This is a genomic window from Ekhidna sp. (genome assembly GCF_039960695.1).
Lineage (GTDB): Bacteria > Bacteroidota > Bacteroidia > Cytophagales > Cyclobacteriaceae > Ekhidna.
Genome location: NZ_JBDVKP010000006.1, coordinates 20,997 through 47,163, shown reverse-complemented (window position 1 = coordinate 47,163; position 26,167 = coordinate 20,997). Strand labels below are relative to the sequence as shown.

24 protein-coding genes are annotated in these 26,167 nt (G+C 38.6%); 15 read left to right on the top strand and 9 right to left on the bottom strand.

The annotated features are described in order from the left end of the window. Position 1 precedes the first annotated feature (1 nt). Positions 2-124 carry a hypothetical protein gene (locus ABJG98_RS04040; protein ID WP_348278193.1) on the bottom strand — a complete coding sequence of 41 codons (123 nt, stop codon included), beginning with the start codon at positions 122-124 and terminating at the stop codon, positions 2-4. Positions 125-204: 80 nt separating this feature from the next. On the opposite strand from ABJG98_RS04040, the gene ABJG98_RS04035 reads away from it, so the two are divergent. Then, positions 205-2,034 (top strand): M1 family metallopeptidase, encoded by a 1,830-nt coding sequence (locus ABJG98_RS04035; protein WP_348278192.1) that lies wholly within the window; start codon positions 205-207, stop codon positions 2,032-2,034. 8 nt (positions 2,035-2,042) lie between these two features. Here the strand turns inward: ABJG98_RS04035 and ABJG98_RS04030 are convergent, their stop codons facing one another. Beyond that, entirely contained in the window at positions 2,043-3,104 is a 1,062-nt protein-coding gene (locus ABJG98_RS04030; protein WP_348278191.1) for a DUF1573 domain-containing protein, read from the bottom strand. A gap of 78 nt (positions 3,105-3,182) precedes the next feature. Between ABJG98_RS04030 and trpS the strand changes: the two genes are divergently transcribed. The 4 genes from trpS to pgi all read left to right on the top strand — a co-directional run bounded on the left by trpS (position 3,183) and on the right by pgi (position 8,586). Continuing rightward, positions 3,183-4,154, top strand: a complete 972-nt coding sequence (gene trpS / locus ABJG98_RS04025) for a tryptophan--tRNA ligase (protein ID WP_348278190.1) — start codon at positions 3,183-3,185, stop codon at positions 4,152-4,154. Continuing rightward, positions 4,155-5,861 (top strand): phospho-sugar mutase, encoded by a 1,707-nt coding sequence (locus ABJG98_RS04020; RefSeq protein WP_348278189.1) that lies wholly within the window; start codon positions 4,155-4,157, stop codon positions 5,859-5,861. A 139-nt stretch (positions 5,862-6,000) separates the two neighbouring features. Beyond that, entirely contained in the window at positions 6,001-6,984 is a 984-nt protein-coding gene (locus tag ABJG98_RS04015; RefSeq protein ID WP_348278188.1) for a calcium/sodium antiporter, read from the top strand. A gap of 12 nt (positions 6,985-6,996) precedes the next feature. Further along, positions 6,997-8,586 (top strand): glucose-6-phosphate isomerase, encoded by a 1,590-nt coding sequence (pgi, locus tag ABJG98_RS04010; protein ID WP_348278187.1) that lies wholly within the window; start codon positions 6,997-6,999, stop codon positions 8,584-8,586. Here pgi and ABJG98_RS04005 read toward each other — a convergent pair. Then, positions 8,565-9,299 carry an RNA methyltransferase gene (locus tag ABJG98_RS04005; protein WP_348278186.1) on the bottom strand — a complete coding sequence of 245 codons (735 nt, stop codon included), beginning with the start codon at positions 9,297-9,299 and terminating at the stop codon, positions 8,565-8,567. The genes pgi and ABJG98_RS04005 overlap by 22 nt on opposite strands. Positions 9,300-9,304: 5 nt before the next feature. Between ABJG98_RS04005 and ABJG98_RS04000 the strand changes: the two genes are divergently transcribed. Both ABJG98_RS04000 and hemF read left to right on the top strand, forming a co-directional pair. Beyond that, entirely contained in the window at positions 9,305-11,821 is a 2,517-nt protein-coding gene (locus ABJG98_RS04000; RefSeq protein WP_348278185.1) for a BamA/TamA family outer membrane protein, read from the top strand. Beyond that, positions 11,821-12,720, top strand: a complete 900-nt coding sequence (hemF, locus tag ABJG98_RS03995; RefSeq protein ID WP_348278184.1) for an oxygen-dependent coproporphyrinogen oxidase — start codon at positions 11,821-11,823, stop codon at positions 12,718-12,720. Before ABJG98_RS04000 ends, hemF begins: the two co-directional genes overlap by 1 nt. Positions 12,721-12,761: 41 nt before the next feature. On the opposite strand, the gene ABJG98_RS03990 is transcribed toward hemF, so the two are convergent. Together ABJG98_RS03990 and ABJG98_RS03985 are read right to left on the bottom strand one after the other, a co-directional pair. Continuing rightward, a complete protein-coding gene (locus ABJG98_RS03990; RefSeq protein WP_348278183.1) occupies positions 12,762-13,466 on the bottom strand; it encodes a LytTR family DNA-binding domain-containing protein in 705 nt (234 codons plus the stop codon). After that, positions 13,467-14,048, bottom strand: coding sequence for a riboflavin synthase (locus ABJG98_RS03985; RefSeq protein ID WP_348278182.1), 582 nt, complete (start codon positions 14,046-14,048; stop codon positions 13,467-13,469). A gap of 23 nt (positions 14,049-14,071) precedes the next feature. On the opposite strand from ABJG98_RS03985, the gene ABJG98_RS03980 reads away from it, so the two are divergent. From ABJG98_RS03980 to ABJG98_RS03965, 4 genes are all read left to right on the top strand, one after another. Then, positions 14,072-14,731: a protein-L-isoaspartate(D-aspartate) O-methyltransferase gene (locus ABJG98_RS03980; protein ID WP_348278383.1), complete on the top strand. Its 660-nt coding sequence runs from the start codon at positions 14,072-14,074 to the stop codon at positions 14,729-14,731. A gap of 99 nt (positions 14,732-14,830) precedes the next feature. After that, the gene (locus ABJG98_RS03975; RefSeq protein ID WP_348278181.1) at positions 14,831-15,352 is read left to right on the top strand and encodes an acyl-CoA thioesterase; all 522 of its coding nucleotides are present in this window, start codon (positions 14,831-14,833) and stop codon (positions 15,350-15,352) included. A gap of 3 nt (positions 15,353-15,355) precedes the next feature. Then, positions 15,356-15,946, top strand: coding sequence for a hypothetical protein (locus tag ABJG98_RS03970; RefSeq protein WP_348278180.1), 591 nt, complete (start codon positions 15,356-15,358; stop codon positions 15,944-15,946). A gap of 28 nt (positions 15,947-15,974) precedes the next feature. Then, on the top strand, positions 15,975-16,511 hold the full coding sequence (locus ABJG98_RS03965; protein ID WP_348278179.1) for a DUF1456 family protein: 537 nt from the start codon (positions 15,975-15,977) through the stop codon (positions 16,509-16,511). Here the strand turns inward: ABJG98_RS03965 and ABJG98_RS03960 are convergent, their stop codons facing one another. The 4 genes from ABJG98_RS03960 to alaS form a co-directional block, all read right to left on the bottom strand. Then, the gene (locus ABJG98_RS03960) at positions 16,512-16,979 is read right to left on the bottom strand and encodes a hypothetical protein (protein ID WP_348278178.1); all 468 of its coding nucleotides are present in this window, start codon (positions 16,977-16,979) and stop codon (positions 16,512-16,514) included. A gap of 103 nt (positions 16,980-17,082) precedes the next feature. Next, positions 17,083-18,192, bottom strand: a complete 1,110-nt coding sequence (locus ABJG98_RS03955; protein ID WP_348278177.1) for a TlpA disulfide reductase family protein — start codon at positions 18,190-18,192, stop codon at positions 17,083-17,085. A gap of 2 nt (positions 18,193-18,194) precedes the next feature. Then, positions 18,195-19,649: an Asp-tRNA(Asn)/Glu-tRNA(Gln) amidotransferase subunit GatB gene (gene gatB, locus ABJG98_RS03950; protein ID WP_348278176.1), complete on the bottom strand. Its 1,455-nt coding sequence runs from the start codon at positions 19,647-19,649 to the stop codon at positions 18,195-18,197. Then, on the bottom strand, positions 19,650-22,265 hold the full coding sequence (alaS, locus tag ABJG98_RS03945) for an alanine--tRNA ligase (RefSeq protein ID WP_348278175.1): 2,616 nt from the start codon (positions 22,263-22,265) through the stop codon (positions 19,650-19,652). 139 nt (positions 22,266-22,404) lie between these two features. On the opposite strand from alaS, the gene ABJG98_RS03940 reads away from it, so the two are divergent. The 4 genes from ABJG98_RS03940 (at position 22,405) to dprA (ending at position 26,103) form a co-directional block, all read left to right on the top strand. Further along, positions 22,405-23,388, top strand: a complete 984-nt coding sequence (locus tag ABJG98_RS03940) for a M23 family metallopeptidase (RefSeq protein WP_348278174.1) — start codon at positions 22,405-22,407, stop codon at positions 23,386-23,388. Positions 23,389-23,456: 68 nt separating this feature from the next. Continuing rightward, on the top strand, positions 23,457-24,647 hold the full coding sequence (locus ABJG98_RS03935) for a CapA family protein (protein WP_348278173.1): 1,191 nt from the start codon (positions 23,457-23,459) through the stop codon (positions 24,645-24,647). A 16-nt stretch (positions 24,648-24,663) separates the two neighbouring features. Continuing rightward, on the top strand, positions 24,664-25,002 hold the full coding sequence (locus tag ABJG98_RS03930; RefSeq protein WP_348278172.1) for a MerR family transcriptional regulator: 339 nt from the start codon (positions 24,664-24,666) through the stop codon (positions 25,000-25,002). A gap of 3 nt (positions 25,003-25,005) precedes the next feature. Continuing rightward, on the top strand, positions 25,006-26,103 hold the full coding sequence (dprA, locus tag ABJG98_RS03925; protein ID WP_348278171.1) for a DNA-processing protein DprA: 1,098 nt from the start codon (positions 25,006-25,008) through the stop codon (positions 26,101-26,103). The last annotated feature ends 64 nt before the right edge of the window (positions 26,104-26,167 follow it).

The window sequence follows — 26,167 nt, the reverse complement described above, 5'->3', positions numbered from 1 at the left end:
CTTATTTAGAAGTAATAACCTGATACATTGCTTGAATAAACTTCCAAATTACAGCAAACGTAAAGAGGATAGCAGATCCAAAAGCGAAAATGATCAAAAGGAAGAAGTCTAAAATTTTTTCCATACTCTCAGTGGTTAATTGATTTATGAATATACGTATTTAATAACCACACTGAGTATAAAATGTTAAACTAATTTTCGATTATGAAATATAATTTTATTAAGAAAGCCTTTTTCACACTTTTATTTGTCGGAATGACATCATTCGTCTACTCACAAACGTACTGGCAACAAAGCGTAGCGTATGAAATGGATATTGACTTTAATGTAGAAAACCATCAGTTTGCTGGCAGTCAAACATTGAAATATTTCAATAATAGTCCAGATACTTTGACTCGTGTTTTCTATCATCTTTATTTCAACGCTTTCCAGCCTGAGAGCATGATGGACAAAAGAAGTAGAACAATAGAAGATCCTGATGGACGTGTTGGAGATCGTATTTCGAAATTGAATGATTCTGAGATTGGGTATCACCAAATAAAATCACTTACTCAAGATGGTTCAGCGGTAAACTTCAAAGTTGAAGGAACCTTACTTGAGGTTACACTTGCCCAACCAATCCTACCTGGCTCCGCAACCGTTTTAAATATGAATTTTCAAAGCCAAGTGCCCATCCAAATTCGTAGAAGTGGACGGGACAATGCCGAGGGAATAGATTATAGTATGGCACAGTGGTATCCCAAAATGGCAGAGTACGACGAACGTGGCTGGCACACACATCCCTATGTAGGAAGAGAATTTTATGCCCCATGGGGAGACTTTAAAGTAAACCTCACAATAGATAAAGATTATATAGTAGCTGCTACGGGAGTTTTGCAAAATCCAAATGAAATTGGGTATGGATACGAAGATGAAGGAGTAAAAGTAAAACGAAAGGGGAAAAAACTTACTTGGCGATTTGAAGCCGAAAAAGTACATGATTTTGTTTGGGCTGCTGATCGTGATTACACTCACACAACAGCAATGGTAGAAGGTGGACCAGAACTACATTTCTTTTACCAAGAAGGAGAAAAAACAGAAGCATGGAAACAGCTCCCTGAGTTGGCGGTGAAAGCATTTTCATTTATCGAGCAAAATTTTGGTGAATATCCTTATCCTCACTATTCTATTATACAAGGTGGTGATGGTGGAATGGAATATCCAATGGCAACATTAATCACCGGTAATAGAAAACTTCAAAGTTTGGTTGGTGTGACGGTTCATGAAGCTTTGCACAGCTGGTATCAGGGGCTTTTAGCTACCAACGAAAGCTACTACGCATGGATGGACGAGGGTTTTACAACTTACGCAACAGCTGAAACAATGTCCCATATTTTCAGCAATTCCAATCGAACTCAAGAGGGTAACTACAGAACGTACATCTACCTAACCCAATCCGGCAAGGAAGAGCCTCTTAGTACACATGCGGATCATTTTGAAACGAATGCAGCATATGGATTAGGTTCTTATTACAAGGGAGCAATCGCTCTTGCTCAAATGAATTATGTGATCGGGATAGAAGCTACGGCTAGAGCGCTGAAAAAATATTATTACCAGTGGCGTTTCAAACACCCAGATGCCAATGATTGGATTCGTGTATTTGAAAAGGAGTCTGATTTAGAATTAGACTGGTATCTCGATTATTGGGTGAATACGACAAGTACAATTGACTATGCGGTATCTAAGGTTGAAGATATTGAAGAAAAAACCGTTGTGACTTTAAAGCGGGAAGGTAAAATGCCAATGCCTATGGATGTTTATGTGACATTCGCTGACGGTTCCAAGAAAATTTATTATGCACCACTTTCAATTATGAGAGGTGAAAAGCAAAACGAATCAAATTTGGAACGTATAATCCTACCAGACTGGTCCTGGACACATCCAACTTATCAGTTTACAATTGATGCTCCAAATACCAGTATTCAATCAATTGAAATTGATGAAAGCGGATATATGGCAGATGTAAATAGAGAAAATAATAAGTGGGAGAAATAAAAGATCTTCTATTGTTCTACTTTTCCTTTTATCGTTATTATCTGTGTTGGAGCTACTGGATCATTTGAATATATGGTGATTGACTTGTACTGGTTTCCACGCATTTCAGAGGTGTCAAAAAAGACTTTAAGCACTTGACTTTTTCCTTTTTTGATGCCTTTGTTTTTAAGTTCGTATGTGATACATCCACAGTTTGATTTCACACTTCTAAAAAAGAGTTTCTCTTTTCCCGTATTTGCCAATTCAAATTCTATCTCTAGAACAGTTCCAGCTTTAACCTTACTAAAGTCAAATGACCTATCAGAAATCTCTAATTTTGGCGCATTATCAAGTTCTTCTGCTGTCATCACTGGAAAGTATTCTTCTATAACAGCAATTACAGATAAGTCTTCTTTTGAATCGTTTTCCAGCTGTATATTATCGCTCACATATCCAAAATCATTCTTTTTGATTGGGTCATAAGTAACCTTAATCTCTCCAACTTCTCTGGGGTTTAAAAATGCAGGCTCCAGTGAAACAGTGATATAATCAGGAAGTGTCATCGAATTTGGATTTAAAATAGCAGTTGTATCAGAGCTGTTATAGATATCGAATTTCTTTTCGACGACCTTCTCCGTCGTGATTTTTCCCATATTCATACCTCTGTACTTAAGCCTAAAAACACCTAAATTAACTGGATATTCTTGCTCTGGTGTTTTAGGTTTCGGCTTTACAAATCCTGCGATATAAAGTGTTTTATTTGATGACGCATCAGTAGTTGATACTCGTAACGATTTCCTAAATCTTCCTGGCCTGTTTCTTGGATTGTACTTTGCCTTAACATACCCAGAATCACCGGGTAGTACTTGTTCGTTGGTCCAGCCAGGAGTTGTACATCCGCATGATGCTTTTACGCCCGTAATCCGAATAGGCTCATCTCCATTGTTGACAAAATGAAAAGTAAATTCCGCGGGCCCTGCCTCTTCTCTGATCTCACCAAAATCATGATCTACCTTAGCGAAATCCAACTTTGATTGAGCTATAGTTGTCATCAGAACTAAAAGTGCTGAAATGGATAGAAAAAGTCTCATTGTAATTTTCATTTTGGTTCTTTTAAAGACGAAGGACAAAGCATCAAATTATATAGGTTTGCACAAATTTTTCAATTAATGGCACGAATACTTACAGGTATCCAAAGTTCAGGCAAACCACATTTAGGCAATCTTTTAGGGGCAATCATGCCAGCCATTGAGTTGTCTAAAAACAAAGAGAATGAATCTTTCTTTTTTATTGCTGATTTGCATTCACTCACAACCATCAAAGACTCAAAGTTACGCATAGAAAATACGAATGCTGTAGCAGCTGCATGGTTAGCATGTGGTTTTGATACAAACGCAAATACTTTTTACAGACAATCACGCGTACCGGCTTGTTGTGAACTTACTTGGTATCTGAATTGCTTCACTCCATTTCCAATGTTAGCAAACGCTCATTCATTTAAGGATAAATCTGATCGATTGGCAGATGTTAATGCCGGGCTTTTTGATTATCCAGTTCTTATGGCCTCCGATATTTTACTCTATGATGCGGATTTTGTACCCGTTGGTAAAGATCAGAAACAGCATCTTGAAATGACTCGAGACATGGCTACCTCATTTAATCACCAGTTTGGCGAGGTATTTACTATTCCGGAAGCGCTAATTGATGATCAAGTGATGACAGTTCCTGGAACCGATGGGGAGAAAATGAGTAAGAGCTACGGCAACATCATAGATATTTTCCTGCCAGAAAAGAAACTCAGAAAAAATGTAATGCAAATAGTGACCGATAGCACTCCGCTTGAAGAGCCAAAGAATCCTGATACCTGTCATGTCTTTTCTATTTACAAACTTCTTGCATCAGAAGGTCAAACTGCTGATATGAGAAAAAAATATGAAGGTGGAAATTATGGCTATGGCCATGCCAAGCAGGAATTATTTGAATTGCTACTCGAAAAATTTAAAGTGGAAAGAGAAAAATACGACTATTACATAAGTAATCTCGACGAGCTTGAAGGTCAACTAAAAAAAGGTGAGGAAAAAGCAGCTGTTGTTGCAAATGAAGTCTTACACAGAGTTAAAACGAAATTAGGATTTGCATAAATGAACGCAAAGGATAGAGCTTATCAATGGTTAAATGCCAGCAATATAGACGAAGAGTCTAAAAGTCAAATTCAGACCCTTTTAGCAAGCCCAGATGACCTAGCCGAATCATTCCAAATAGATTTGGAGTTTGGTACTGGTGGTCTTCGTGGATTAATGGGTATCGGGACCAATCGGATGAATAAGTATACGGTTGGAATGGCAACACAAGGCTTTTCAAATTATCTGAAGCAACAATTCGACGGTAAAATCACAGTTGCAATCGCTTACGATAGTCGAAATAATAGTCGATTGTTCGCAGAAACGTGTGCTGATGTCTTTTCCGCTAATGGAATCAAGGTTTTTTTATTTCAGGAACTGAGACCGACTCCAGAGTTATCGTTCGCGATACGACATTTAGGCTGCCAGGGAGGCGTAGTTCTTACCGCTTCGCATAATCCAAAAGAGTATAATGGATACAAAGCCTACTGGTCTGACGGAGGACAGTTAGTTCCTCCACATGATAAAAATGTGATCAGCGAAGTGAAAAAGATTAAATCCATAGATGAGATAAACTTTGAATCTAATCCAGATTTTATCGAACCAATAGGTGAAGCAATAGATAATGCCTATTTAAATATGATCACCAGTTTGTCTCTATCTACTGAGATCAGGAAATCCAATTGTGATTTAAAAATTGTCTTCTCCTCTATCCATGGTACAGGAATTACCATGGTGCCAGTCGCATTAGAGAAAATCGGATTTACTGATATCCATATTGTTAAAGATCAAGAAACACCAGACGGCAATTTCCCGACAGTAGTTTATCCAAATCCCGAAGAGAAAGAGGCTATGTCAATGGCATTGATAGAGGCAGAAAAAATTGATGCTGATCTCGTATTGGCAACAGACCCAGATGCTGATCGCGTTGGTATTGCTGTTAAAAACACAAAAGGAGAATTTCAATTGCTGAACGGGAATCAGACAGGATCACTTTTAGTGTACTACTTATTGGAAAAGTGGAATGAGAAAGGATTGAAAGGTGATGAATATATTGGTAAAACAATAGTTACTACTGAATTAATCAGAGATATTGCCATAAGCTTCAAAACCAACTGTTATGACACATTAACTGGCTTTAAATGGATAGCAGCATTGATCCGTGAGAAAGAAGGGAAGGAAGTGTTTATCGGTGGTGGTGAGGAAAGCTACGGCTATATGATTGGAGAGCAAGTTCGAGATAAAGACGCTGTGGCTAGCAGTGTGATGATTGCTGAGATGGCAGCATGGGCAAAAAGTCAAAACCTGACTGTATTTGAATTACTCATTAAAATTTATAGACAGTATGGATTTTATTACGAAGAGCTTAAATCCATAACAAAAAAGGGGCTAAAAGGAGTCGCAGAGATTAAAGAAATGATGGATAATTTCCGGAAGAATCCACCATCACATCTTGCAAATTCAAAAGTCTGTCAAATAATAGATTACTTAGAAGGACATAAAATTGACTTGGAGGGAAAAAAAGAGGTAATCCGCTTTCCAAAATCGAATGTACTTCAATACCTTACTGAAGATGGAACCAAAGTAAGCATTCGTCCATCGGGCACAGAACCAAAAATTAAATTTTATTTTTCGGTTATGAGCGAATTAGATGAAGAAGGCTATTTTAAGACAGAGGATAAATTGAAAGAAAAAATCCATAACTTATTGAATGACTTGAATTTGTGATCAAAAGGCAAATTATTGGATTAAATAAACCAAAAGTGTTAATTTGCGAAGATTAGAAGGATAATGTAAAATAGTCTTTCAAAATAGTGAGTCACCAATCTAACCTTAAACTGAATTGAGCAACGTATTACTAAATTTTTTGCTTGTAATAGTAGGTTTCGTTCTCCTAATCAAAGGGGCGGACTACCTGGTAAACGGAGCTTCTTCTTTAGCCAAGCGTTTTAATATTTCCGATATAGCTATTGGACTTACAGTGGTTGCGATGGGAACATCCGCACCAGAGCTCGTCGTGAATATAATTTCTGGTTCAGTTCAAGATGGAGGAAGTGGCGCTAATGAAGTTGTTTTTGGCAATATCATTGGCTCAAATATCTTTAACATCTTCCTTATTCTTGGAGTGGCGAGTATTATTTATCCACTCACGGTTGAAAGAAATGCACTATGGAAAGAAGTGCCATACTCTCTTTTAGCAACTTTCATTTTCTTCATCTTAGTAAATGACGCTCTGTTCTTTGACACAGAAACTAACATGCTTGATGTCAAGGATGGAATCATTTTGCTTGTAATGTTTGTGCTCTTTCTGGTCTACATTTTTATGAATCTGAGCAGAAATCCAGAAGCTGAAGTAGAAGATATTGAACTTTATGGTAGTCTGAAGACAACTATCATGATCGTTTTAGGAATCGTTGGATTGGTGTTTGGCGGGAATCTAATTGTTGAAAATGCTGTCACCATCGCAAAATTTTACCATGTTAGTGACAAAATGATAGGTCTTACAATCCTAGCGGCAGGCACTTCACTTCCTGAGCTTGCTACATCCGCTGTAGCTGCCTTCCACAAAAAATCCGATTTAGCTGTAGGTAACATTGTTGGGTCTAACATATTCAATTTACTCCTCGTTCTTGGTGTAACATCAATCGTGCATTCGCCATTGGTATACACACCTTCCTTGAATACAGACTTGTATATAGTTATGCTAGGAACACTCATGCTATTCATATTTATGTTTACGCTGAATAAATACAAACTCGACAGAGCGGAAGGGATTGTATATTTGATCGGATTCGTGGCATACTCGTATTATCTCTTCGTGAGGGAAGACATCCTTCCTGGATTTTTCTAAATTTTTTTTATCATGCTACCAAAGATTGACCCAACGACCACTAAGTCATGGGTAAAGCTCAACGAATTAGCTGCAGTCAAATACAACATTCAAAAGCTACTTCAAGAGCCCTCCCGAATAAAGAAATTCACATTTGATCTTCAGGATTTTCACTTCGACTTTTCTAAAAATGAAATTTCTGATGATGTGATGACTGCTTTAGTTGATCTCGCAAAAGAGTGTAAACTAGATGATGGCATCAAGGCAATGTTTGACGGCAAAAAGATCAATGAAACAGAGGGTAGAGCGGTTCTACATGTGGCCCTCAGAAGTGCAGGTAATTTTGAAGTTGAAAAGGAACTTAACAAAATCAAAAAATTTGTAGCGAAGCTACATGATGGCACAATTGCTGGCTATAATGGAGAGCCAATTACAGATATAGTCAATATTGGCATTGGTGGATCAGATTTGGGGCCAAAGATGGTTACCAATGCGCTGCGTCCTTATTGGAAAAGTATTACACCTCATTTTATTTCTAATGTCGATGCAGCGCAAATGGCGGAAACGCTAGACAACCTTAATCCGAAAACTACTCTCTTTATAATCGCATCCAAAACGTTTACTACTCAGGAAACAATTACGAATGCATATTCCGCAAGAGAATGGTTTATCAAGAATGGAGGAAGCGAAGAAAATGTAAGCAAGCACTTTGTAGCTGTAAGCACCAATGAAAAAGCAGTTATTGATTTTGGGATTTCAAGCGAGTGCATGTTTGAGTTTTGGGATTGGGTTGGTGGTAGATTTTCGCTTTGGTCCGCTATCGGCTTAAGTATCGCATGTGTGATAGGTTATGATCAATTTGAAGCTTTATTATCTGGTGGCAAAGAGATGGATGATCATTTCAGAAATACAGACTTAGATAGTAATCTACCTGTAATTTCTGCGCTAATTGGGATCTGGTATAATAATTTTCGTACGTATGATTCCATGGCCATTCTACCCTACGACCATAGATTAAGATACCTTCCATCCTATTTGCAGCAAGTGGATATGGAGAGTAATGGCAAATACGTTGACAGGGAAGGTAATGAGGTGAAACACCAAACAGGACCAATTATTTGGGGAGAACCGGGAACTAACGGTCAACATGCCTTTTATCAATTAATACACCAAGGGACAAAAGTCATACCTTGTGAGTTTATTGGCATTGCAAATCCTGCGCACAATTACAACGATCATCATGAAAAGTTGTTAGCCAATTTCTTTGCTCAATCTGAAGCTTTGCTGACAGGTAAATCACTGGAACAAGTACTTCGAGAAATTGATCCCGGAGCAAGTAATATTCTAAAAAATTCGAAGGTATTCAAAGGAAATCGACCATCTACCAGCATCCTAATTAAAGAATTGAATCCATTTAATCTAGGTAAACTCATAGCTTATTATGAGCATCGGGTATTTACTCAGGGGTTAATTTGGAATATTTTCAGTTTTGATCAATGGGGAGTCGAATTAGGAAAACAATTATCCAAACCTATTCTAGCAGAATTAAAAGAGAATAGAGATGGAAGGCATGATTCTTCCACTACCTCCCTAATGAAGCGCTATCTTGACATGCGCAAATGAGCAGCCAGTATTCCAGTGGCAACTCCGACATTTAATGATTCCGCTTTGCCGTACTGTGGTATCGTGACAAATTGCGAGACGTGATTTCTTGTGTCTTCGCTTATCCCATGTGATTCACTTCCCATTATTATTACAGATGGCGAATTAAAATCAACAGTTGCTAATTCTGCTCCTTTCATGTCAGCAGCATAAGCTTTATGCTCACTATGCTTAAAAAACGTTTCTAAATCAACTGTCACGGCATTAATTCGCGTAAAAGATCCCATTGTACTATTTATGACCTTGGGGTGATAAAACTCGGCACAATCAGGAGATAAGATTATTTGGTTAAACCCAAACCAATCCAATGTTCGGATAATTGTACCAACATTCCCAGGGTCTCCAACTCCATCTAAAACAAAAATGTGCTCATCAAACTTCACGTCACTTAATGTCCAATTTTTCATCTTGGCTATTGCAATACAATCCTCATTAGACTTAAATGTACCTAGCTGGGATAATAAATCCGCATTTGCAATCTCATTTCGATGATTTCCCGATTTCATATTCAAGGAAAAGAAATTCTCAGTACCGATTACCATTTCAACTTTAAATGAAGAATTTAACAACTCTTGCACATTTTTTGCTCCTTCTACCAAAAAGCACTCCTCACGAGTGCGGTACTTCTTAACTTTGAGCGATTTTATAAATTTCTGGTCCTTCCTAGAGAGCATCTGATTTGAAGCGATTTTTTAAACTAAGCCAAATATCACTATTCGCAGGCATATTCCTTACCTCCTGCCTGGGCTCTAAATTTTTAGTTGATGATCAGCAAATTTTAGCTACACAAAGAGTTAACGGACTTTCCGGTTCTTTAGAGGACGATGCAAAAGGACTTTACGAACAAGAAGCCAACACACGAATTCTATTTGGATACCCCTTCACCCACCTAGCTCACTTATACAAGCTGGGCGAAAATGGATGGATCTTCAAAGGTTACGATCAGCAGAAAGCCATTGCCAAACGTGACTCACTTGCTGCTAAGTATGACCAGAAGATCGATGCTGCCAAAACCGACGCAAAAAGGTTGAAACTAAGAAACAAAAAAGCTAAAAAGTACGACAAGAAAAACAGAAAAGTAAAACAAGGAAATCAGCTTATGCGCTGGGGAGAACCTCTCTCCATTTATAACCATTTGAGTTCCAGGCTATCTTCCGAAAAAATGAGCCAATATCTATCATCACAAGGATATTTCGACGCTTCTATTCAAATAGACACTACTCATATTGATAGTTTAGGTGCTGTCGGAAAGTTTGCTCGAAGTGTAAGAAACTGGGTTAGTGGGTGGTTTGGACATAATGATAGATACATAGATCTCAAATACAACATCGAATTAAACACTAGATATGTTATTGATAGCATTCAATATGATATTGCAGATACAGTTTTACGAGCGCTTATTTTTGAGAACCTTGATAAATCACCATTAAAAAAAGGTTATTACGAACAAGAAAAACTAAGCAAAGAAAGAGACTTTATCCATACCCTGGCTTTAAACAATGGATACTATGAATTTTCTAAGCAATACTTAGAATTCAAAATCGATTCTGTTCAATTAGGTCGCGATACTGTTATAGTGCGTGAAATAATCAAAAACCCTTCGGGGAAAAACAAGCATAAAATATTCTACCTGGATTCCATCGTATTCATTACAGACGCTAGTGTGAATGAAACTTTTAATAGAACTCAGGAAAAATATCGGGATATCACCTTCAAATTTGGAAAAAATCGATATTCAAAAAAAGTATTAGAATGGAGGGTTCCGCTGGAGCAAGATGATCCATACAGTAGGAATTTGACTATTGAAACCCAAAGGCAACTGTCATATTTGGACAATTTCAAATTTATTAATATCAATTACGACACAACTGGAAACTACTTCGTAGCGAATATTTTTACCTCATCATTTGACAAATACCAAACCTCCAGTGAATTTGGTTTATCTCGGACACAAGGCAGGCCAGGGCCTTTTGTAAATATCAATCTTAAAAACAGGAATACATTTAGAACTCTTGAGATATTAAGTTTGGATGCAAATGCGAAGTTAGAAGACCTGCAATCCGTGCGCGAGGAAACCGGATTTGCCGGCAATTACACTTCGCGTCAATTTGGGGCTGAAGCCGCTATTACCTTTCCTCAGTTTTTATTTCCCCTTGGATCTTACTACAAAAATAAGATTGGTCGATTCAACCCAAAAACCAGGGTATCATTCAGTTTTTCCTTTGAAGATCGAATCAATGAATATAAACGACTGACTTATCGTGGTACTTGGGCATATAGCTGGCAAGTTAGAGATCAAATAAAATATACACTCATACCAATTCAACTTAGCTTGACAGACGCAACCACAACAAGTGAATTTCAGTCTTTCCTTGATTCACTTACCACAGACAATAACCCATATGCTCTAGCTTTTAATTCAGCCATTGTGAGTAGTACTGCATTCCGTTTAGATCTTTATCTGGGAGATTATGCAAATGGACAAGATGGTGGGTATGTCCAGTTCAATGCAGAAATTGGTGGCAATCTCAACAATGTTCTAGGCAACTCATTGTTTGGTGATAGTCTCGAAACTTATCAGTTTGCTAAATCTCAAATCGATCTTAGAAAGATTGAAAGACTGACACGTAATACAAATCTGGCTTTTCGATTAAATGTAGGTCTGGCTTACCCCTATGGGGATAATAAATCACTGCCCTATGAAAAATATTTCTTTGCAGGGGGAAGTAGTAGTATTAGGGCCTGGAGGCCCAGACGACTTGGGCCAGGAGCATTTGGGATTTTTGAAAAGGACGCCAATGAAAATCCGACCGAATTCATCGATTATAGCAATGAACAGCGAGGAGAATTATTGATCGAGTCTAGTATTGAATTGAGACAGGATCTTGTTGGATTTCTTGAAGGGGCCATCTTTGTTGATGCTGGGAATATATGGACCGTACGAAACTCTCTCGTAGGAGTAGATGACGAAGGCGATGATGGAGTTTTCCAATTCAATAGTTTCATGCAAGAGATGGCGGTTGGAACAGGTATCGGTTTACGATTTGATTTACAATTTCTCATCTTCAGAGTGGATCTGGGAATGAAACTATTCGATCCCGCACAGAAAAAAGGCGAGCGATTTGTTGGCAATGAATTATTCTCAAATTTCAGCCGAAATTCAGAAATAAATATTGGTATTGGATATCCGTTTTGATGGAGAAAATTAGCAAAGAAGAAATAGCAGATTGGTTTAGAGGACTTCAAAATTCTATATGCACTTCATTAGAAAAGCTAGATGGAAGATCTACGTTCAAAGAAGATAAGTGGATCAGACAGCAAGGTGGCGGTGGTAGATCAAGAGTCATTAAAAATGGCCATCTAATTGAAAAAGGAGGTGTGAATTTTTCAGCAGTATCAGGACCAACTCCCGACAAAATTCTACAAGCGCTCAACTTATCAGAAACAGACTTTTTTGCCACTGGCGTATCAATTGTATTGCATCCAAATAACCCATGGGTACCAATAATTCATATGAATGTGCGGTACTTCGAAATGAGTAATGGAGTCTGGTGGTTTGGAGGAGGAATAGATCTTACTCCCCATGTAGTAATTCCTGAAAAAGCCAAAACCTTTCATCAACTCCTGAAGTCCACTTGCGACAAGCACGATCCATCATTCTATATTAAATTCAAGGAATGGGCAGACGATTACTTCTTTATCAAGCACAGAGACGAGACCAGAGGAATCGGTGGAATTTTCTTCGACCGATTAACTGAAAGTGGTGGGAAGTCAAAGGAAGAATATTGGAATTTTGTAAATGATGTAGGCGAAACCTTCATTCCAGCCTACACTGATGCGGTGGATGAATTAAGAGATAAGGCTTATTCAGAAGAAGACAAAAAGTGGCAAAAGATTAGACGAGGAAGATACGTTGAGTTTAATCTCGTTCACGACAAAGGGACAAAATTTGGACTTGATACCAACGGACGAACAGAGTCAATTTTAATGAGTCTACCTCCGGAAGCTAACTGGGAATATGATCATGTCCCAGAAACAGTGCTACAAAAAGAAACTTTGGAATTTTTAAAAAAAGGCATTGACTGGATCGAGTAGACCAGCCAATACCTAGTAATTATTTGATCCCACGCGAAAATCTAAAGAAGGTTAAACTTCTCCATTAAGGACTCTTTGTAGGAAGCTCCAATTGAGAAAGTCTTCTCTCCAATATGGACTTGTAAATCTTCTATTTTATGAATCTTATTTCTGTTGATAATGTAGCTTCGGTGCACACGACTGAAAATACTTTCCGGAAGTCGCTTCTCAATTCCCTTCATTGTGTGATGAACAATGTGCTTTTTACCGCTCTCGGTATTAAATATCACATAGTCTGCAAGAGCCTCTACAAAAAGGATATGATCATAACTTAATCTAAAGAGTTTACCATCACTTTTTACATAGATGTGATCCTCTTGCTCGGCAATGAGCTTCTCTTTCTCCAGCGTCTCCTTCACCTTATTCACCGCTTTCATGAAGCGTTCATACTCCACAGGCTTCACCAAATAGTCAGCTACCGAGTCTTCGAAAGCCTCAATTGCATACTCTTTTTTTGACGTTACCAGAATTACATTATATGCATGTTGAAGGGATTTTACAAGCTCCAAACCACTCATTCCAGGCATCTCAATATCCAGAAATACAACATCTACATCATTGGCACTTTCTCCTAAAAGGATATCGTGTGCTTCCTGAGTATTATCAAGATCATGAGATAGTACCAGTGAGTCAGTCTTATCTATAAATTTTTTAATAACGAGACGCGACATTTTGTCGTCATCTACCACCATGCAATTAAGTGCCATCTATTTTCTATTTAGGATTAGGTGAATATACTTTCCAATAATATCAAATTCAATATTTACAACACTACCAACTGCCAGCTGATTGAAGTTGGTATATTCAAATGTATATGGAATTATCGCGACAGAAAAGATTTTTTTATCAACGTTGAAACAAGTGAGGCTTGTACCGTTAATGCAAATACTCCCTTTTTCAACGACAAGTCCCTCCTTTTCCAGTTCAAATATCATCAACCAACTCCCATTTTCATCTTTTACAGACCTTAAAATAGCAGTTGAATCAATATGACCTTGAACAATGTGTCCATCAAATCGCCCGTCTGCCTTCATGCACCTCTCAAGATTTAACAAATCTCCAATCTGTGCATTTCCAATATTTGATTTTTTCAGTGTCTCATCAATAGCAGTTACCCAATGTATTCCCCCTAAGACTTTAGTCACCGTGAGGCACACACCATTATGCGAGACACTTTGATCTATTTTTAGTTCATTAGATATTTTAGATGAAATCGCATAATCAACATTTGCCCCTTGATGATTTATTTCTTCTACTTTCCCTACTGTTTCGACTATTCCTGTAAACACGCTGATTAAATTTAGGCTTCAAAATAAGTGAATTGGAAGATACCTACAAGCATAAAGGTTTACGGAAGCAATTGGTTTCAGGGATTGCAAAGAAAGGCATAACAGACAAAGCTGTTTTAAACGCAATAAGCAAGATTCCTCGTCATTTCTTCTTTGATAAAATTTTTGATTCTCATGCTTATGAGGACAAAGCCTTCCCGATTGAAGCTGGTCAAACCATCAGCCAACCATACACTGTGGCATTTCAATCACAGTTGCTTCAAGTCAAACCGGGTGATAAAATTCTGGAAATAGGAACCGGATCTGGATACCAGGCGTGTGTACTAGTAGAGTTGGGAGCCAAAGTCTATACCATTGAATACCAAAAGAAGTTGTACCAAAAAGCTATTCGTTTTTTACCTAAACTTGGTTATCAACCTCATATGTATCAGGGTGACGGATCTAAGGGGATGCCTCGATTTGCGCCGTATGATGGCATTATAGTGACAGCCGGAGCTCCTACAGTACCTGAAGAGCTAATTCAGCAACTAAAAATTGGCGGTAGATTAGTGATACCTGTAGGGAACAATGACATACAATCTATGGTTTTGATCCAAAAAATGGATGAAAACAAAATAAAAAAGAAGCAATTCGACCATTTTAGCTTTGTACCTTTGCGAGGCGCAAAAGGCTGGTCCACTTGAAGTAACTTATTTATTAAAAAAATGCGTCGATAGTTAAATCCCAGCGTAAGGCACATAACTCGCTAGAGTAAGGTTATAACTCAGATATAAAATCTACATATGAAAAAAGTGAAAAACTGTAAGGATTCGTTTGTAACCATGACAGAGTTGGTTCTTCCAAACGATACCAATGGCCTCGACAATCTTATGGGGGGTAGACTGATGCACTGGATGGATATAGCCGCAGCTATCGCTGCACAAAAGCACTCCAACAGAATCGTAGTAACAGCCTCTGTAGACAATATCTCTTTTTCTGAGCCTATTCGTAAAGGAAACACAGTAACTATCTCTGCTTTTGTGACACGTGCATTTAACTCATCCATGGAGGTATATTTGGAAGTGATAGCTGAAGATATCCCAGCCGACAAGAAAGTGCATACCAACAGAGCCTTCTTCACATTTGTGGCAGTTGATCAATCGGGTAAGCCAATAGATATTCCATTGGTTGAGCCAGAGACAGATTTCGAAAAAGAACTGTATGAAGGAGCTCTGAGAAGACGACAACTTAGATTAGTACTTGGCAAACGCATGAAACCCAGTGAAGCCAAAGAACTAAAGTCTATATTTGATATGGAAGACTAATCCATGGAACAAGAGCATCTACATCTGTTAATAACTGAGGAAATCTACTTGCTGCCTCAAGACGAAAACACTGAAGGACAAGTGAAAAGTCAGTCGGAAGAGGAAGATGCTGAGCCAAAAGCCATCTCCTCGAAAGAGAAGTCAGGACAAAAAGTAGATGATCAAGATTTTAAAGAATCAGGCCAGAAAGAGCAAAAAAAGGCAGTTTCTGAAACAGGAGAGACACCGACTCATATTGAAACGCCACAAGAATCACCTGAAATACCCCATCATGATTTAGAGGATCCTGGCGAAATTACTTTTGCAGTTTTCCATAGCAGCAACAATACAGCAGATATAGAGCTTTTACACAAAATCATAGATGCATGTAAGCTCCCTCAGGACCAGTACAAGATTTTTGGTGGAGGGTTTGATCAATCAGTGCATTTCAAAAAAGCACTTGTATTCGTTCCTGAAGCAAAGGCATTCTATGCGCCAATTCCTTATAAGAACAGTGAATTTCTTTGCTCCAAACCGCTCGATCAGATATCAGGAGATATTCAGGAAAAGGCTAAGCTATGGGCAGCACTACAGAAGTTTGTTGATACCTTTTGATGTTTGGTCAGCTACCAATGAGTGAGATATGAACAACAACGACATCCTTCGGCGCATTCGATACACATTTGATCTTAGCGACGATAAGGTCATTAAGCTTTTTAAGAATGGCGGGAAGGAAGTCACTCGTACAGAAATCAGTGATTGGCTTAAGAAAGATGAAGAAGATCAAAAGCCTATCTATGATGTAGATCTTGCAGCTTTTCTCAATGGACTAATCATTAAACATCGTGGAAAAAAGGATAGTGAACAACCCAAACCTGAAAAAAGCCTTAATAACAACTTAATATTTCGAAAGATCAAGATTGCCTTAAATCTGCGAGATGAAGACATTGTAGCGCTATTGGATCTGGCTGATTTTGAAGTGAGCAAACACGAGATCAATGCCTTCTTCCGTAAGCCCACTCAAAAACAGTACAGAATATGCAAGGATCAATTTCTAAGAAACTTCTTACAGGGACTTCAGATAAAATATCGAGGAAAGAAAAAAGAAAATGAGGTAAACCCGGAAGCTGAGGAAAAGAGACCTGCTACTCGCGTTATTTCTCGCCCAAAGCGGGATTGATTATTTAAATTTCTTATCTCTAGCGTTCTTTGCTTTATTCAGTTTAGCTATCGCATCAAAACTTAGAGCAACAGATGTGACAACTAATGCCCCACCCAGATAATATGGCCCTTTAATTACCTGATACTCCTCATTAGGATTTGAGTCTGAAATACTATGCACTAAACTCCCAGTGATATTGGCTACTAGCCCAAGTACAAGAATACTTCCGCCCACTATGCCCAAAGCATTGCTAGTAGATCGTCTTTTCACAGCCTTGTTAAGGAATAGATTGATTTCCGGATCGCTCCAGTCATATCCTTCAGTATAAAATTCATTTTGATTAAGCCATTTAGTCTGGCCTTTTCGGTAAGGGTTTTCGTTCTCGAGAATGGTATCACCTACAGGAGCTTCCGCTTCTTGCGCATTTGCCAAGATTGAGAAAAGAATAGTACACGAAAATAAGTAGGTAGTGAGTTTAAGTTTCATTGGTAGTGAGTTTAGGTTTTTATACTTATTTGTCAACTAATGGTTCTAAGACCCCTAGTAATAACAAAAAAAACTCTTTCTACTTCTTGGATAAGCCCGTTGACTATCCAAATATTTCTTTAAGCTTGGCCACCAAACTTGGACCTCTTAAATTCTTGGCAATTATAATCCCATCCGGATCGATGAGAAATGTAGCGGGTATTGCACCTACTTGATAATCTTGAGCTGCTTGACTTTTCCAGTATTTTAAGTCGGATACATGAAGCCACGGTAGTCCATCCTGAGCAATTGCTTGAAGCCATTTGTCCCGTGTGCGGTCCAACGAAACTCCAAGTATTTCAAAGTTATTGGTTGAATATTCATTGTAAAGACGAACTACATTGGGATTTTCAGCTCGACATGGTCGACACCAAGCTGCCCAAAAGTCAATAAGTACATAATTGCCCCGCAATGAGCTCAACTTAATGACCTCACCATCTGGATTTTGAAGGGCAATTTCCGGTGCTTCCTTTCCAATAGCCAAACTCTTATTGGTAGACACTTTTGAAACCAAGCTCAGCACATGAAAGTTTTCAGGCATTTCCGCTTGTAGTTGAGAGGCTATGGAGTCGATGAAATAAACATTCTGATTGGCATCAATCATTTGCATGCCATAAAAAGCTGCTAGCGATGGACTCGCTTCACGAATCAAGCTTTTCAACTCGCCTTCAGTTCGCTTTGCGAGATCCATCATCTGAAGTTGCGCACTCTGAAACGCCTGAGCATCATTATCTACTCGAGCCTGACGTTGAACTTGCTGTATCTGCTGGATTTGCCCACGATATGTTTGCATCATATCATCCATTTGTCTCTTATATTCTGTATCATATGAACCAGATACTTCAGAAAATCCTCTAGGGTCATTTCCATTTGCATTCACCACAACTTCAGATTCTTCGCCGGTAAGAATCAAAGTAATGATCTGACGGCCGTTGAAATTAACTCTGTAGAATGCCGGTTCTTTGATTTCTAAATTCGCACTGAATGAACCATCGGCAGCTACAGCAAGCGTATCCTGTGGTTCGATTCCCTTTTCTGTCACTTTCTCCAAATATGCAAAGCCACCTGCTGGGAATTGTTCTAAATTTCCAGAGAGCTTCACGCCTTCATTAGATGACTGATTACATCCAATTAATATTAATAAAAGGCCTAAAATCAACGTATTTTTCATCATCACTAATTAGTTCTTTTTTCTAACGCATCTCTCAAAAGTTCGTTCGTCCTCTTTGGATCTGCTGTTCCATTGGTTTTTTTCATTACTTCTCCCATAAACATACCAATCAAATTTTTCTTTCCATTTTGATAGGCTTTTACCTCATCCGGAAAAGTGCTCATGACATGCAAAATTACATCTGAAATATCTTCCTGTGAATTAGTTGGGAGTTCAAGCTCATTCAAAATTTCAGCCAATGATTTGGCTTGATGGATCAACTCTGGGAAAATTTTCTTCGTGGCGACAGAAGAGTTTATGGCTCCTGATGCTATTGCATTTACTAAATCAGCCAATTGATCGGCAGTCAGAGGTATTCGTTCTTCTTTATGCTCATTCAGAACAGACTTAATGGGTCCGATAATCCAATTTGCAACTTGTTTATAATGATGCGTTTTCTCACATACTGTCTCGAAAAAAGTTGCTAGCTCTTTGTTGTCGATGAGTACCGTAGCATCATAGTCTGACAGTTCATAGACATTAGCGAACTTCGCGCGTAATTCGTACGGTGTTGTCGGCATCTGTTTTTCTATTTCACTCAACCATTCTGGTGATACCTCAAATGGGCTCAAGTCAGGCTCTGGAAAATAGCGGTAATCATTTAGCTCTTCTTTGGTACGCATGCTTGATGTTTTTTCTGCAATTGCGTCAAATAAACGAGTCTCTGAGATCACTTCTTCATTATTTTCTATGCATTGAATCTGTCGCTTCATTTCAAACTCAATAGCTCGACCCACGTTGCGAATAGAGTTCATGTTTTTTACCTCCACTTTTTTACCCAACTGCGAATCGTTTTTCTTTTTCACAGAAATATTAGCGTCACATCTCATAGATCCTTGCTCCATATTGCCATCGCAAATATTGAGATACCGGATAATTCTTCTGATTTCCGTCAATAAAGCCATTGCTTCTTCAGACGATCCAATAACTGGTTCAGTTACCAGTTCAATTAAAGGCACTCCAGCTCTATTTAAATCAATTAGTGAATCATTTGACTCTTCATCATGAATGGATTTACCCGCGTCCTCCTCCAGGTGTATTCGATTAAGTTTTATTGAAACCACAGAATTGTCCTTCAGCTGCACTGGTATTTCACCTCCAATGCAGATTGGTGTTTTGTCCTGAGTGGTTTGAAACCCTTTAGGCAGGTCTGGATAGAAATAATTCTTCCGGTCGAAAATGCAATACCTCGATATCTCACAATTACAAGCAAGACCCATCCGAATTGCATATTCTACAGCTTTCTTATTCAGCTTTGGCATAATACCCGGATGTGCCAATGTGATCACACCCACATTGGTGTTGGGTGGTTGTCCGAAAGCAGTGGAATCCGAAGCAAAAAGCTTACTTTCAGTGGATAGCTGGATGTGAACCTCCAGTCCAACTACAAGTTGATAGTCGGTATTAGCTTCCTTTTTCATTTAAGAACTTGTGATCATCTCTTTGCCAAGCTTAAGCGCTTCATCTAGGCCTGAAAGATCTTTGCCACCAGCAGTTGCATAGAAAGGCTGACCTCCTCCGCCTCCTTTAATGGCGCTTGCCATCTTTCGAATGACATCATTTGCGTTTAGTCCATTTTTAACCAACTCATCTGATAGCATCACGGTTAACATCGGTTTATTATCAATGTTGGCTGCAACTAGAAGTACAAGATTATCAACTTCTCTTTTAAGATCGAATGCTACTTGTTTCATACTATCTGCGGATGGGAAATCACCTTTATAGGTAATTAATTTTTTACCGTTTACGTCACTAGCAGAATTTTTCAACTGATTTTTGATTTGCCCGGCTTGTTGTTGATTCATCTCTTCAATCTTCTTTTGATTGGAAAGATTTTCTTTTATCAGATTTTCAACTGCCTTCTTTAAATCTTTTGGATGCTTCAGCATTTCTTCCAATTCATCCATCAAATCGAGTTTCTGTTGATAATACTTTTCTGCTTGTAAAGCAGTGACTGCTTCAATCCTACGAACTCCTGCTGCTGTAGACCCTTCGCTCACAATCTTAAATATGCCAATGTTACCCGTTTGAGGAACGTGCGTTCCCCCGCATAATTCTACTGAATAGTCACGATCAAATGTGATCACACGAACAAAGTCGCCATATTTTTCACCGAAAAGTGCCATTGCTCCCATCTCTTTTGCTGTTTCTATGGGTACATTTTGCTTTTCATTCAGCTCAATGTTTTTCCTGATTTTTTCATTGACGATGCTTTCGACTTTTGCTATTTCCTCATCTGTCATCTTTGCGAAATGAGAAAAATCGAAACGAAGAATTTTATCATTTACAAGTGACCCTTTTTGTTGTACATGCTCTCCCAATACTTGGCGAAGAGCTGCATGAAGCAAGTGAGTAGCTGAATGATTGTTTTCAGTGAGCCTTCTTTTACTTTCATTAACTACAGCGCGTACTTCTCCATTTATCCGTTGAGGCAGCTTCTTTACAAAGTGTACGATCAGATCGTTTTCCTTCTTCGTATCGATGACTTCAATTTTCTCATCACCAAACAGCAAATAACCGGTATCTCCTACCTGACCCCCACTTTCGGCATAGAATGGCGTTTTTTCTAAGACGAGTTGATATTGGACTTTATCTTTTTGCTTAACCTCCCGATATCGAAGTACTTGGGTGGTTGCACTTATCTCCGTGTAGCCTAGGAATGTGATTTCCTCACCATCATTTACTACATTCCAATCTCCTGTTGTTTGCTTCCCAGCGCTCTTAGAGCGATTTTTCTGCACTTCCATTTCCTTCTGAAAGCCGGCTTCATCTATCTCCATATTGTTCTCTCGGGCGATTAAAGCTGTGAGATCAAGTGGAAACCCATAAGTATCATACAGTTCGAAAGCAGTAGCGCCCTCAATTACACTGGACTTTCCGGAAGTAATAGAATCAAGCTTCTTCAGGCCATTATCCAATGTTCTCAAGAAAGAAAGTTCTTCCTCTTTGATCACCTTAGCAATGAAATCTTTCTGGCCAGTTAGTTCCGGGAAAACACCATCAAATTGATCTACCAAAATATCCAGCATCTCGTATAAAAACGGCTCTTTGAAGTTTAGAAAAGTATATCCATAACGGACCGCTCTTCTTAAAATCCTACGAATGACATAGCCAGCCTTATTATTACTTGGAAGTTGTCCATCTGCAATGGTGAATGAGATTGCTCGAATGTGATCCGATATAACTCGGATAGCAATATCGGTTTTTTCATCTTTTCCATACTCTAATCCAGCTTTTTTTGCAATCCACTGGATCATTGGTTGAAAGACATCCGTATCATAATTGGATTGCTTGCCTTGAATAGCCATAGCCAGACGCTCAAAGCCCATTCCTGTATCTACATGTTTTTCGGGCAGGTTTTCCAAAGTTCCATTTGCAAGCCTATTGTATTGAATAAATACAAGGTTCCATATTTCTACTACTTGTGGATGATCCTGATTGACCAAGTCTTTTCCTGGAATCTTATCTACCTCACTTTGCGGTCTAAGATCAATATGTAGCTCCGAACATGGACCACATGGTCCTGTTTCACCCATTTCCCAGAAATTATCTTTTTTGCTACCGTTCAGCACGCGATCCTCGGGTAGAAATTTCATCCAGATTTCCTTTGCCTCGGTGTCTTGATCTAATTTTTCGGTACTATCACCTTCAAATATGGTAGCATAAAACCGCTCTTTGGGTAGCTTAAAATGATCTACCAGAAGTTCCCAGGCCCATTCAATAGCTTCTTTTTTGAAATAATCGCCAAAAGACCAGTTTCCGAGCATTTCAAACATTGTATGATGGTAAGTATCGATACCTACCTCTTCCAAGTCATTGTGTTTTCCTGAAACGCGCAAACATTTCTGTGTATCAGAAACTCTTTTATTTTCCGCAACCTTATTGCCCAAAAAATAGTCTTTAAACTGATTCATCCCTGCATTTGTAAACATGAGAGTTGGATCATTTTGTACCACTATGGGCGCAGAAGGAACGATTTTGTGAGTTTTGCTTTCGAAAAAGTCAAGGAAAGTTTTCCTGATTGCTTTGGAATCCATTTAGGAATGAAAAATTAGAATGTTACTGTAAAATCTTGTAATTATGAAAAAATCTCAATTATCCGTAAATTGCACCGGTATTTTGTAAACCACCTGAAAAATTTATTTTACAAAATTACGACAATTACCCTATCAACCCATGGCTAAAATTAAGTACTACTATGACACTGAATCTTGCCGGTACGAGCGCATAAAAGTCTCTTCTTGGGACATAGTGCTTAACCTGTTAGGTTTTCTAGTTGTTTCTTCGATCATTGGATTAGGAATCTTTTTCGTCACAGATCATTACTTCGAATCACCAGCTAAGGCTACACTTCGAAAAGAAAACGAGGAATTAAAACTCTACTACGAGCTACTTGAAAATGATATTGCAGAAGCAAATCAGATGTTATCCGTATTGGAAGAGCGTGATGATGATATTTATCGAGTTGTATTTGGCGTTGAGCCAATTCCTGATGAAATAAGAACTGCTGGAGTAGGAGGCTCGAATAGATACAGAGATCTTTTGGAAAAAGGGCTGGAACGTGAGGAGTTGATTCTCAACAACATGCAGCGTATTGATAAGCTTAAAAAGCAAATGTATATTCAAACCAAGTCTTATGATGATATCATGAGTATGGCAAGAGATAAAGAAGCATTACTTTCCAGTATGCCTGCAATTCAACCTGTTTCAAATAAAGAGTTAAAAAGACTGGCCTCAGGTTTTGGCTATCGTATGCACCCAATTTATAAAGTGAGAAAGATGCATACAGGAACTGACTTTTCGTTACCTACAGGAACCCCTGTATATGCAACTGGAGATGGACAAGTTGTTTACGCAAAAACTAAGTTTTCAGGTTATGGTAAGCACATCAAAATCAAACATGGTTTTGGATATCAGACACTTTATGCTCACTTGAGCGAGTTCATTGTTAAGCCTGGACAGCAAGTGAAAAGAGGTCAGGTCATCGGATACTCTGGAAATACAGGAGGATCGACTGCTCCACATCTTCATTATGAAGTGATCAAAGACAATAAGAAGGTGAACCCTGTCAATTTCTTCTATCAAGATTTGAGTGATGAAGAGTACGCTGAAGTATTGAGACTTTCCGCTTTGGAAAATCAGTCAATGGGTAACTACTAAAATAGAAAAGAATTAAAATTTAAGCGGTTGGTCAATTTGACTAACCGCTTTTTTTATTTTACAGCTATATGAAATCGCGCTACCTATTATTAATTTTTGGAGTTGTTTTAGCCTGCAAGAACGTCAAACCAATTGCAGATAACCAAAGTGATCAAGCAAGTCTATCAGATAGCATACCTGCTATTGCAGTGCTTGATACGGTGTATTTGATAACTCAGAAAGGTGATACATTATACAGTTTAAATCAAGAAGTTGAAGTATCGCTTGAAAGATTGCTTCCTGATACAGTAAAAATTGCTGCAGTTGGCGATCTTATGATCGGAACCAATTTTCCAAATAAATCCTACTTACCCCGAGATAGCGGTGCCTACCTCTGGGATCATGTACGTCCAATTCTACAACGTGCTGATATTACTTTCGGAAATCTTGAAGGGACCATCTTGAATGAAGGCGGAGATCAGAAGGAGTGCAACAACCCAAAATTATGTTACCTGTTTCGGTCACCAGAATATCTCGCAGGAAATTTCAAAGCAAATGGATTTGATCTTATGAGTGTTGCGAATAACCATGCGAACGATTTTGGAGAAGCAGGCAGAATAAACACACAACGAGTACTAGACTCCCTTGGCATTGCTCATGCAGGATCTATCGACCAGCCTTATACCATAGTGAAAATTGGTCAGATAAAAATTGGATTTTGTGCCTTTGCACCTAACAGAGGAACCGCAAGTATACACCAATATGAAAGTATCATATCTACAATCCAATTGCTTGATTCACTTGCAGATATCGTAGTGGCTTCCTTTCATGCGGGTGCGGAAGGCTCCAAACATCAACATGTCACTCGAAAAAGAGAATACTACTATGGAGAGGATCGAGGAAATGTTTACGAGCTCTCCCATTTGATGATCGACAATGGTGCTGACGTAGTTTTGGGACATGGTCCTCACATCGTCAGGGCAATTGAGGTTTACAAAGAGCGGATTATCGCTTACAGTTTAGGTAATTTTTTGACCTATGGAAGATTTAATTTAAGAGGATTAGCGGGTGAAGCCCCACTGCTAGAAGTCCAAACTGATGCCCTAGGAAGGTTTTTGAATGGTCGCATTCATTCTTTTCGCCAAAGTTATTCACTCGGGCCAAGAAATGATTCTAATCTTTCTTCAATAAAAACAATCCAACGATTATCTTTGGAAGACTTCCCTGAAAATCCGGTGATGATTAATGAGAGTGGAAGTATAGTGTTTAAAGAAAACTAAAGTCTACTCACCTACAGTGCCCTACAAGGAAAAGGAAATTGAAAAGAAGTACTACACCATCGGCGAAGTTGCCGACGAGTTGGGTGTAGCCACTTCCCTTATCCGTTTTTGGGAGGGAGAGTTTGATAATATTAAGCCGAAGAAAAACCGTAAAGGCAACCGGCAATTCACTAAAGACGATCTTCAGAACGTAAAGCTCATTTACCATTTGGTGAAAGAAAAAGGGTATACCCTACAAGGAGCCAGAGACTTTATCACCAATGGTGGCGAAACAGCTTCCGATAAAATGGAGATGATTGAGTCTCTAAAGAAAATCAGAAAATTTCTTTCTGAATTAAAAAGCGAACTTCCATAATATATGTCTGAGGAGTTAGTTTTCCAGATAGCACTGGAGCTAATACCAGGTGTAGGTAGTAAAGGAATAAAGCAACTGATCAGCTACTGTGGCTCTGCTGCAGATGTTTTTAAATCCCCCAAGAGTAAGCTTCTTAAAATACCTGGTGTTGGAGACAAAATGGCTAATATGCTTAAAAGTGCTAGTCCATTTAAGGAAGCTGAAGCTATTCTACACTCCGCAGATAAAATTGGAACTGAGGCATTGCATTACACGAATCCCTTATTTCCCACGCGATTGAAACAAGTGGCGGACTCACCCAATATTATTTATAAAAAAGGCAGTGGTGATTTAAATCCAAAAAGAACCGTTGCCATTGTTGGTACACGTAAGGCAACCGAATACGGTAAAACCATCACTGACAAAATCGTTTCAGACTTAAGTGCATTGGATATTACAATTGTCAGCGGTTTGGCATATGGGATAGACATTCAATCACATAAATCATGTTTGAAAAAGAAGATCCCCACTTTTGCCGTTCTGGCCGGTGGGTTGGATCGAATATATCCATCAATTCACAAGAAATATGCTGAGGAAATGCAGGGATTAGGTGGAATTATTTCAGAAAGCATTCCAGGAACCAAACCAGATCCACATTTATTTCCTGCAAGAAACCGAATAATCGCAGGAATGACGGATGCTACTATTGTAGTTGAAGCTGCCGAAAAAGGGGGCGCATTGATTACTGCCAACATAGCTGATTCATATGGCCGGCTCGTCTTTGCTGTGCCAGGAGATGTGGGCCATACCTATTCTGAAGGAACTAACAAATTGATAGCCACCCAGCGAGCGCTGATTTATACTGGCGTTGAAGATTTGGTCTACCATCTTAATTGGGATTTAACAGCAGATGAAAATGAAGATGAAAAAATATTACCTGAATTAAATGAATCTGAATTTGTTATTTATACCCTACTTTCAGAAAGTCGGTCACCCATAGAAATAGACTTGATTTCAATAAAAACCCAGATTTCAATCAATCAGGTTGCCTCTCACCTACTCAGCTTGGAATTCAAAAATTTGGTAAAAAGCATGCCCGGGAAGAAGTTTGGAATAGCCTGAGCGATCATTTTAACGTTCAAATATGGACATTCCATTGAAAATCAATATCAGATAAACATCTGAT

Excerpts from the sequence above, each read along its gene's own strand:
- ABJG98_RS03975 (WP_348278181.1), top strand. The coding sequence starts at position 14,831 with ATGAAAAAAGTGAAAAACTGTAAGGATTCGTTTGTAACCATGACAGAG.
- ABJG98_RS03955 (WP_348278177.1), bottom strand. The coding sequence starts at position 18,192 with ATGATGAAAAATACGTTGATTTTAGGCCTTTTATTAATATTAATTGGA.
- dprA (WP_348278171.1), top strand. The coding sequence starts at position 25,006 with ATGTCTGAGGAGTTAGTTTTCCAGATAGCACTGGAGCTAATACCAGGT.
- hemF (WP_348278184.1), top strand. The coding sequence starts at position 11,821 with ATGGAGAAAATTAGCAAAGAAGAAATAGCAGATTGGTTTAGAGGACTT.
- ABJG98_RS04005 (WP_348278186.1), bottom strand. The coding sequence starts at position 9,299 with ATGCTCTCTAGGAAGGACCAGAAATTTATAAAATCGCTCAAAGTTAAG.
- ABJG98_RS04035 (WP_348278192.1), top strand. The coding sequence starts at position 205 with ATGAAATATAATTTTATTAAGAAAGCCTTTTTCACACTTTTATTTGTC.
- ABJG98_RS04040 (WP_348278193.1), bottom strand. The coding sequence starts at position 124 with ATGGAAAAAATTTTAGACTTCTTCCTTTTGATCATTTTCGCTTTTGGA.
- trpS (WP_348278190.1), top strand. The coding sequence starts at position 3,183 with ATGGCACGAATACTTACAGGTATCCAAAGTTCAGGCAAACCACATTTA.
- ABJG98_RS03965 (WP_348278179.1), top strand. The coding sequence starts at position 15,975 with ATGAACAACAACGACATCCTTCGGCGCATTCGATACACATTTGATCTT.
- ABJG98_RS03940 (WP_348278174.1), top strand. The coding sequence starts at position 22,405 with ATGGCTAAAATTAAGTACTACTATGACACTGAATCTTGCCGGTACGAG.
- ABJG98_RS04030 (WP_348278191.1), bottom strand. The coding sequence starts at position 3,104 with ATGAGACTTTTTCTATCCATTTCAGCACTTTTAGTTCTGATGACAACT.
- pgi (WP_348278187.1), top strand. The coding sequence starts at position 6,997 with ATGCTACCAAAGATTGACCCAACGACCACTAAGTCATGGGTAAAGCTC.
- alaS (WP_348278175.1), bottom strand. The coding sequence starts at position 22,265 with ATGGATTCCAAAGCAATCAGGAAAACTTTCCTTGACTTTTTCGAAAGC.
- ABJG98_RS03935 (WP_348278173.1), top strand. The coding sequence starts at position 23,457 with ATGAAATCGCGCTACCTATTATTAATTTTTGGAGTTGTTTTAGCCTGC.
- ABJG98_RS03970 (WP_348278180.1), top strand. The coding sequence starts at position 15,356 with ATGGAACAAGAGCATCTACATCTGTTAATAACTGAGGAAATCTACTTG.
- gatB (WP_348278176.1), bottom strand. The coding sequence starts at position 19,649 with ATGAAAAAGGAAGCTAATACCGACTATCAACTTGTAGTTGGACTGGAG.
- ABJG98_RS03960 (WP_348278178.1), bottom strand. The coding sequence starts at position 16,979 with ATGAAACTTAAACTCACTACCTACTTATTTTCGTGTACTATTCTTTTC.
- ABJG98_RS03990 (WP_348278183.1), bottom strand. The coding sequence starts at position 13,466 with ATGGCACTTAATTGCATGGTGGTAGATGACGACAAAATGTCGCGTCTC.
- ABJG98_RS04020 (WP_348278189.1), top strand. The coding sequence starts at position 4,155 with ATGAACGCAAAGGATAGAGCTTATCAATGGTTAAATGCCAGCAATATA.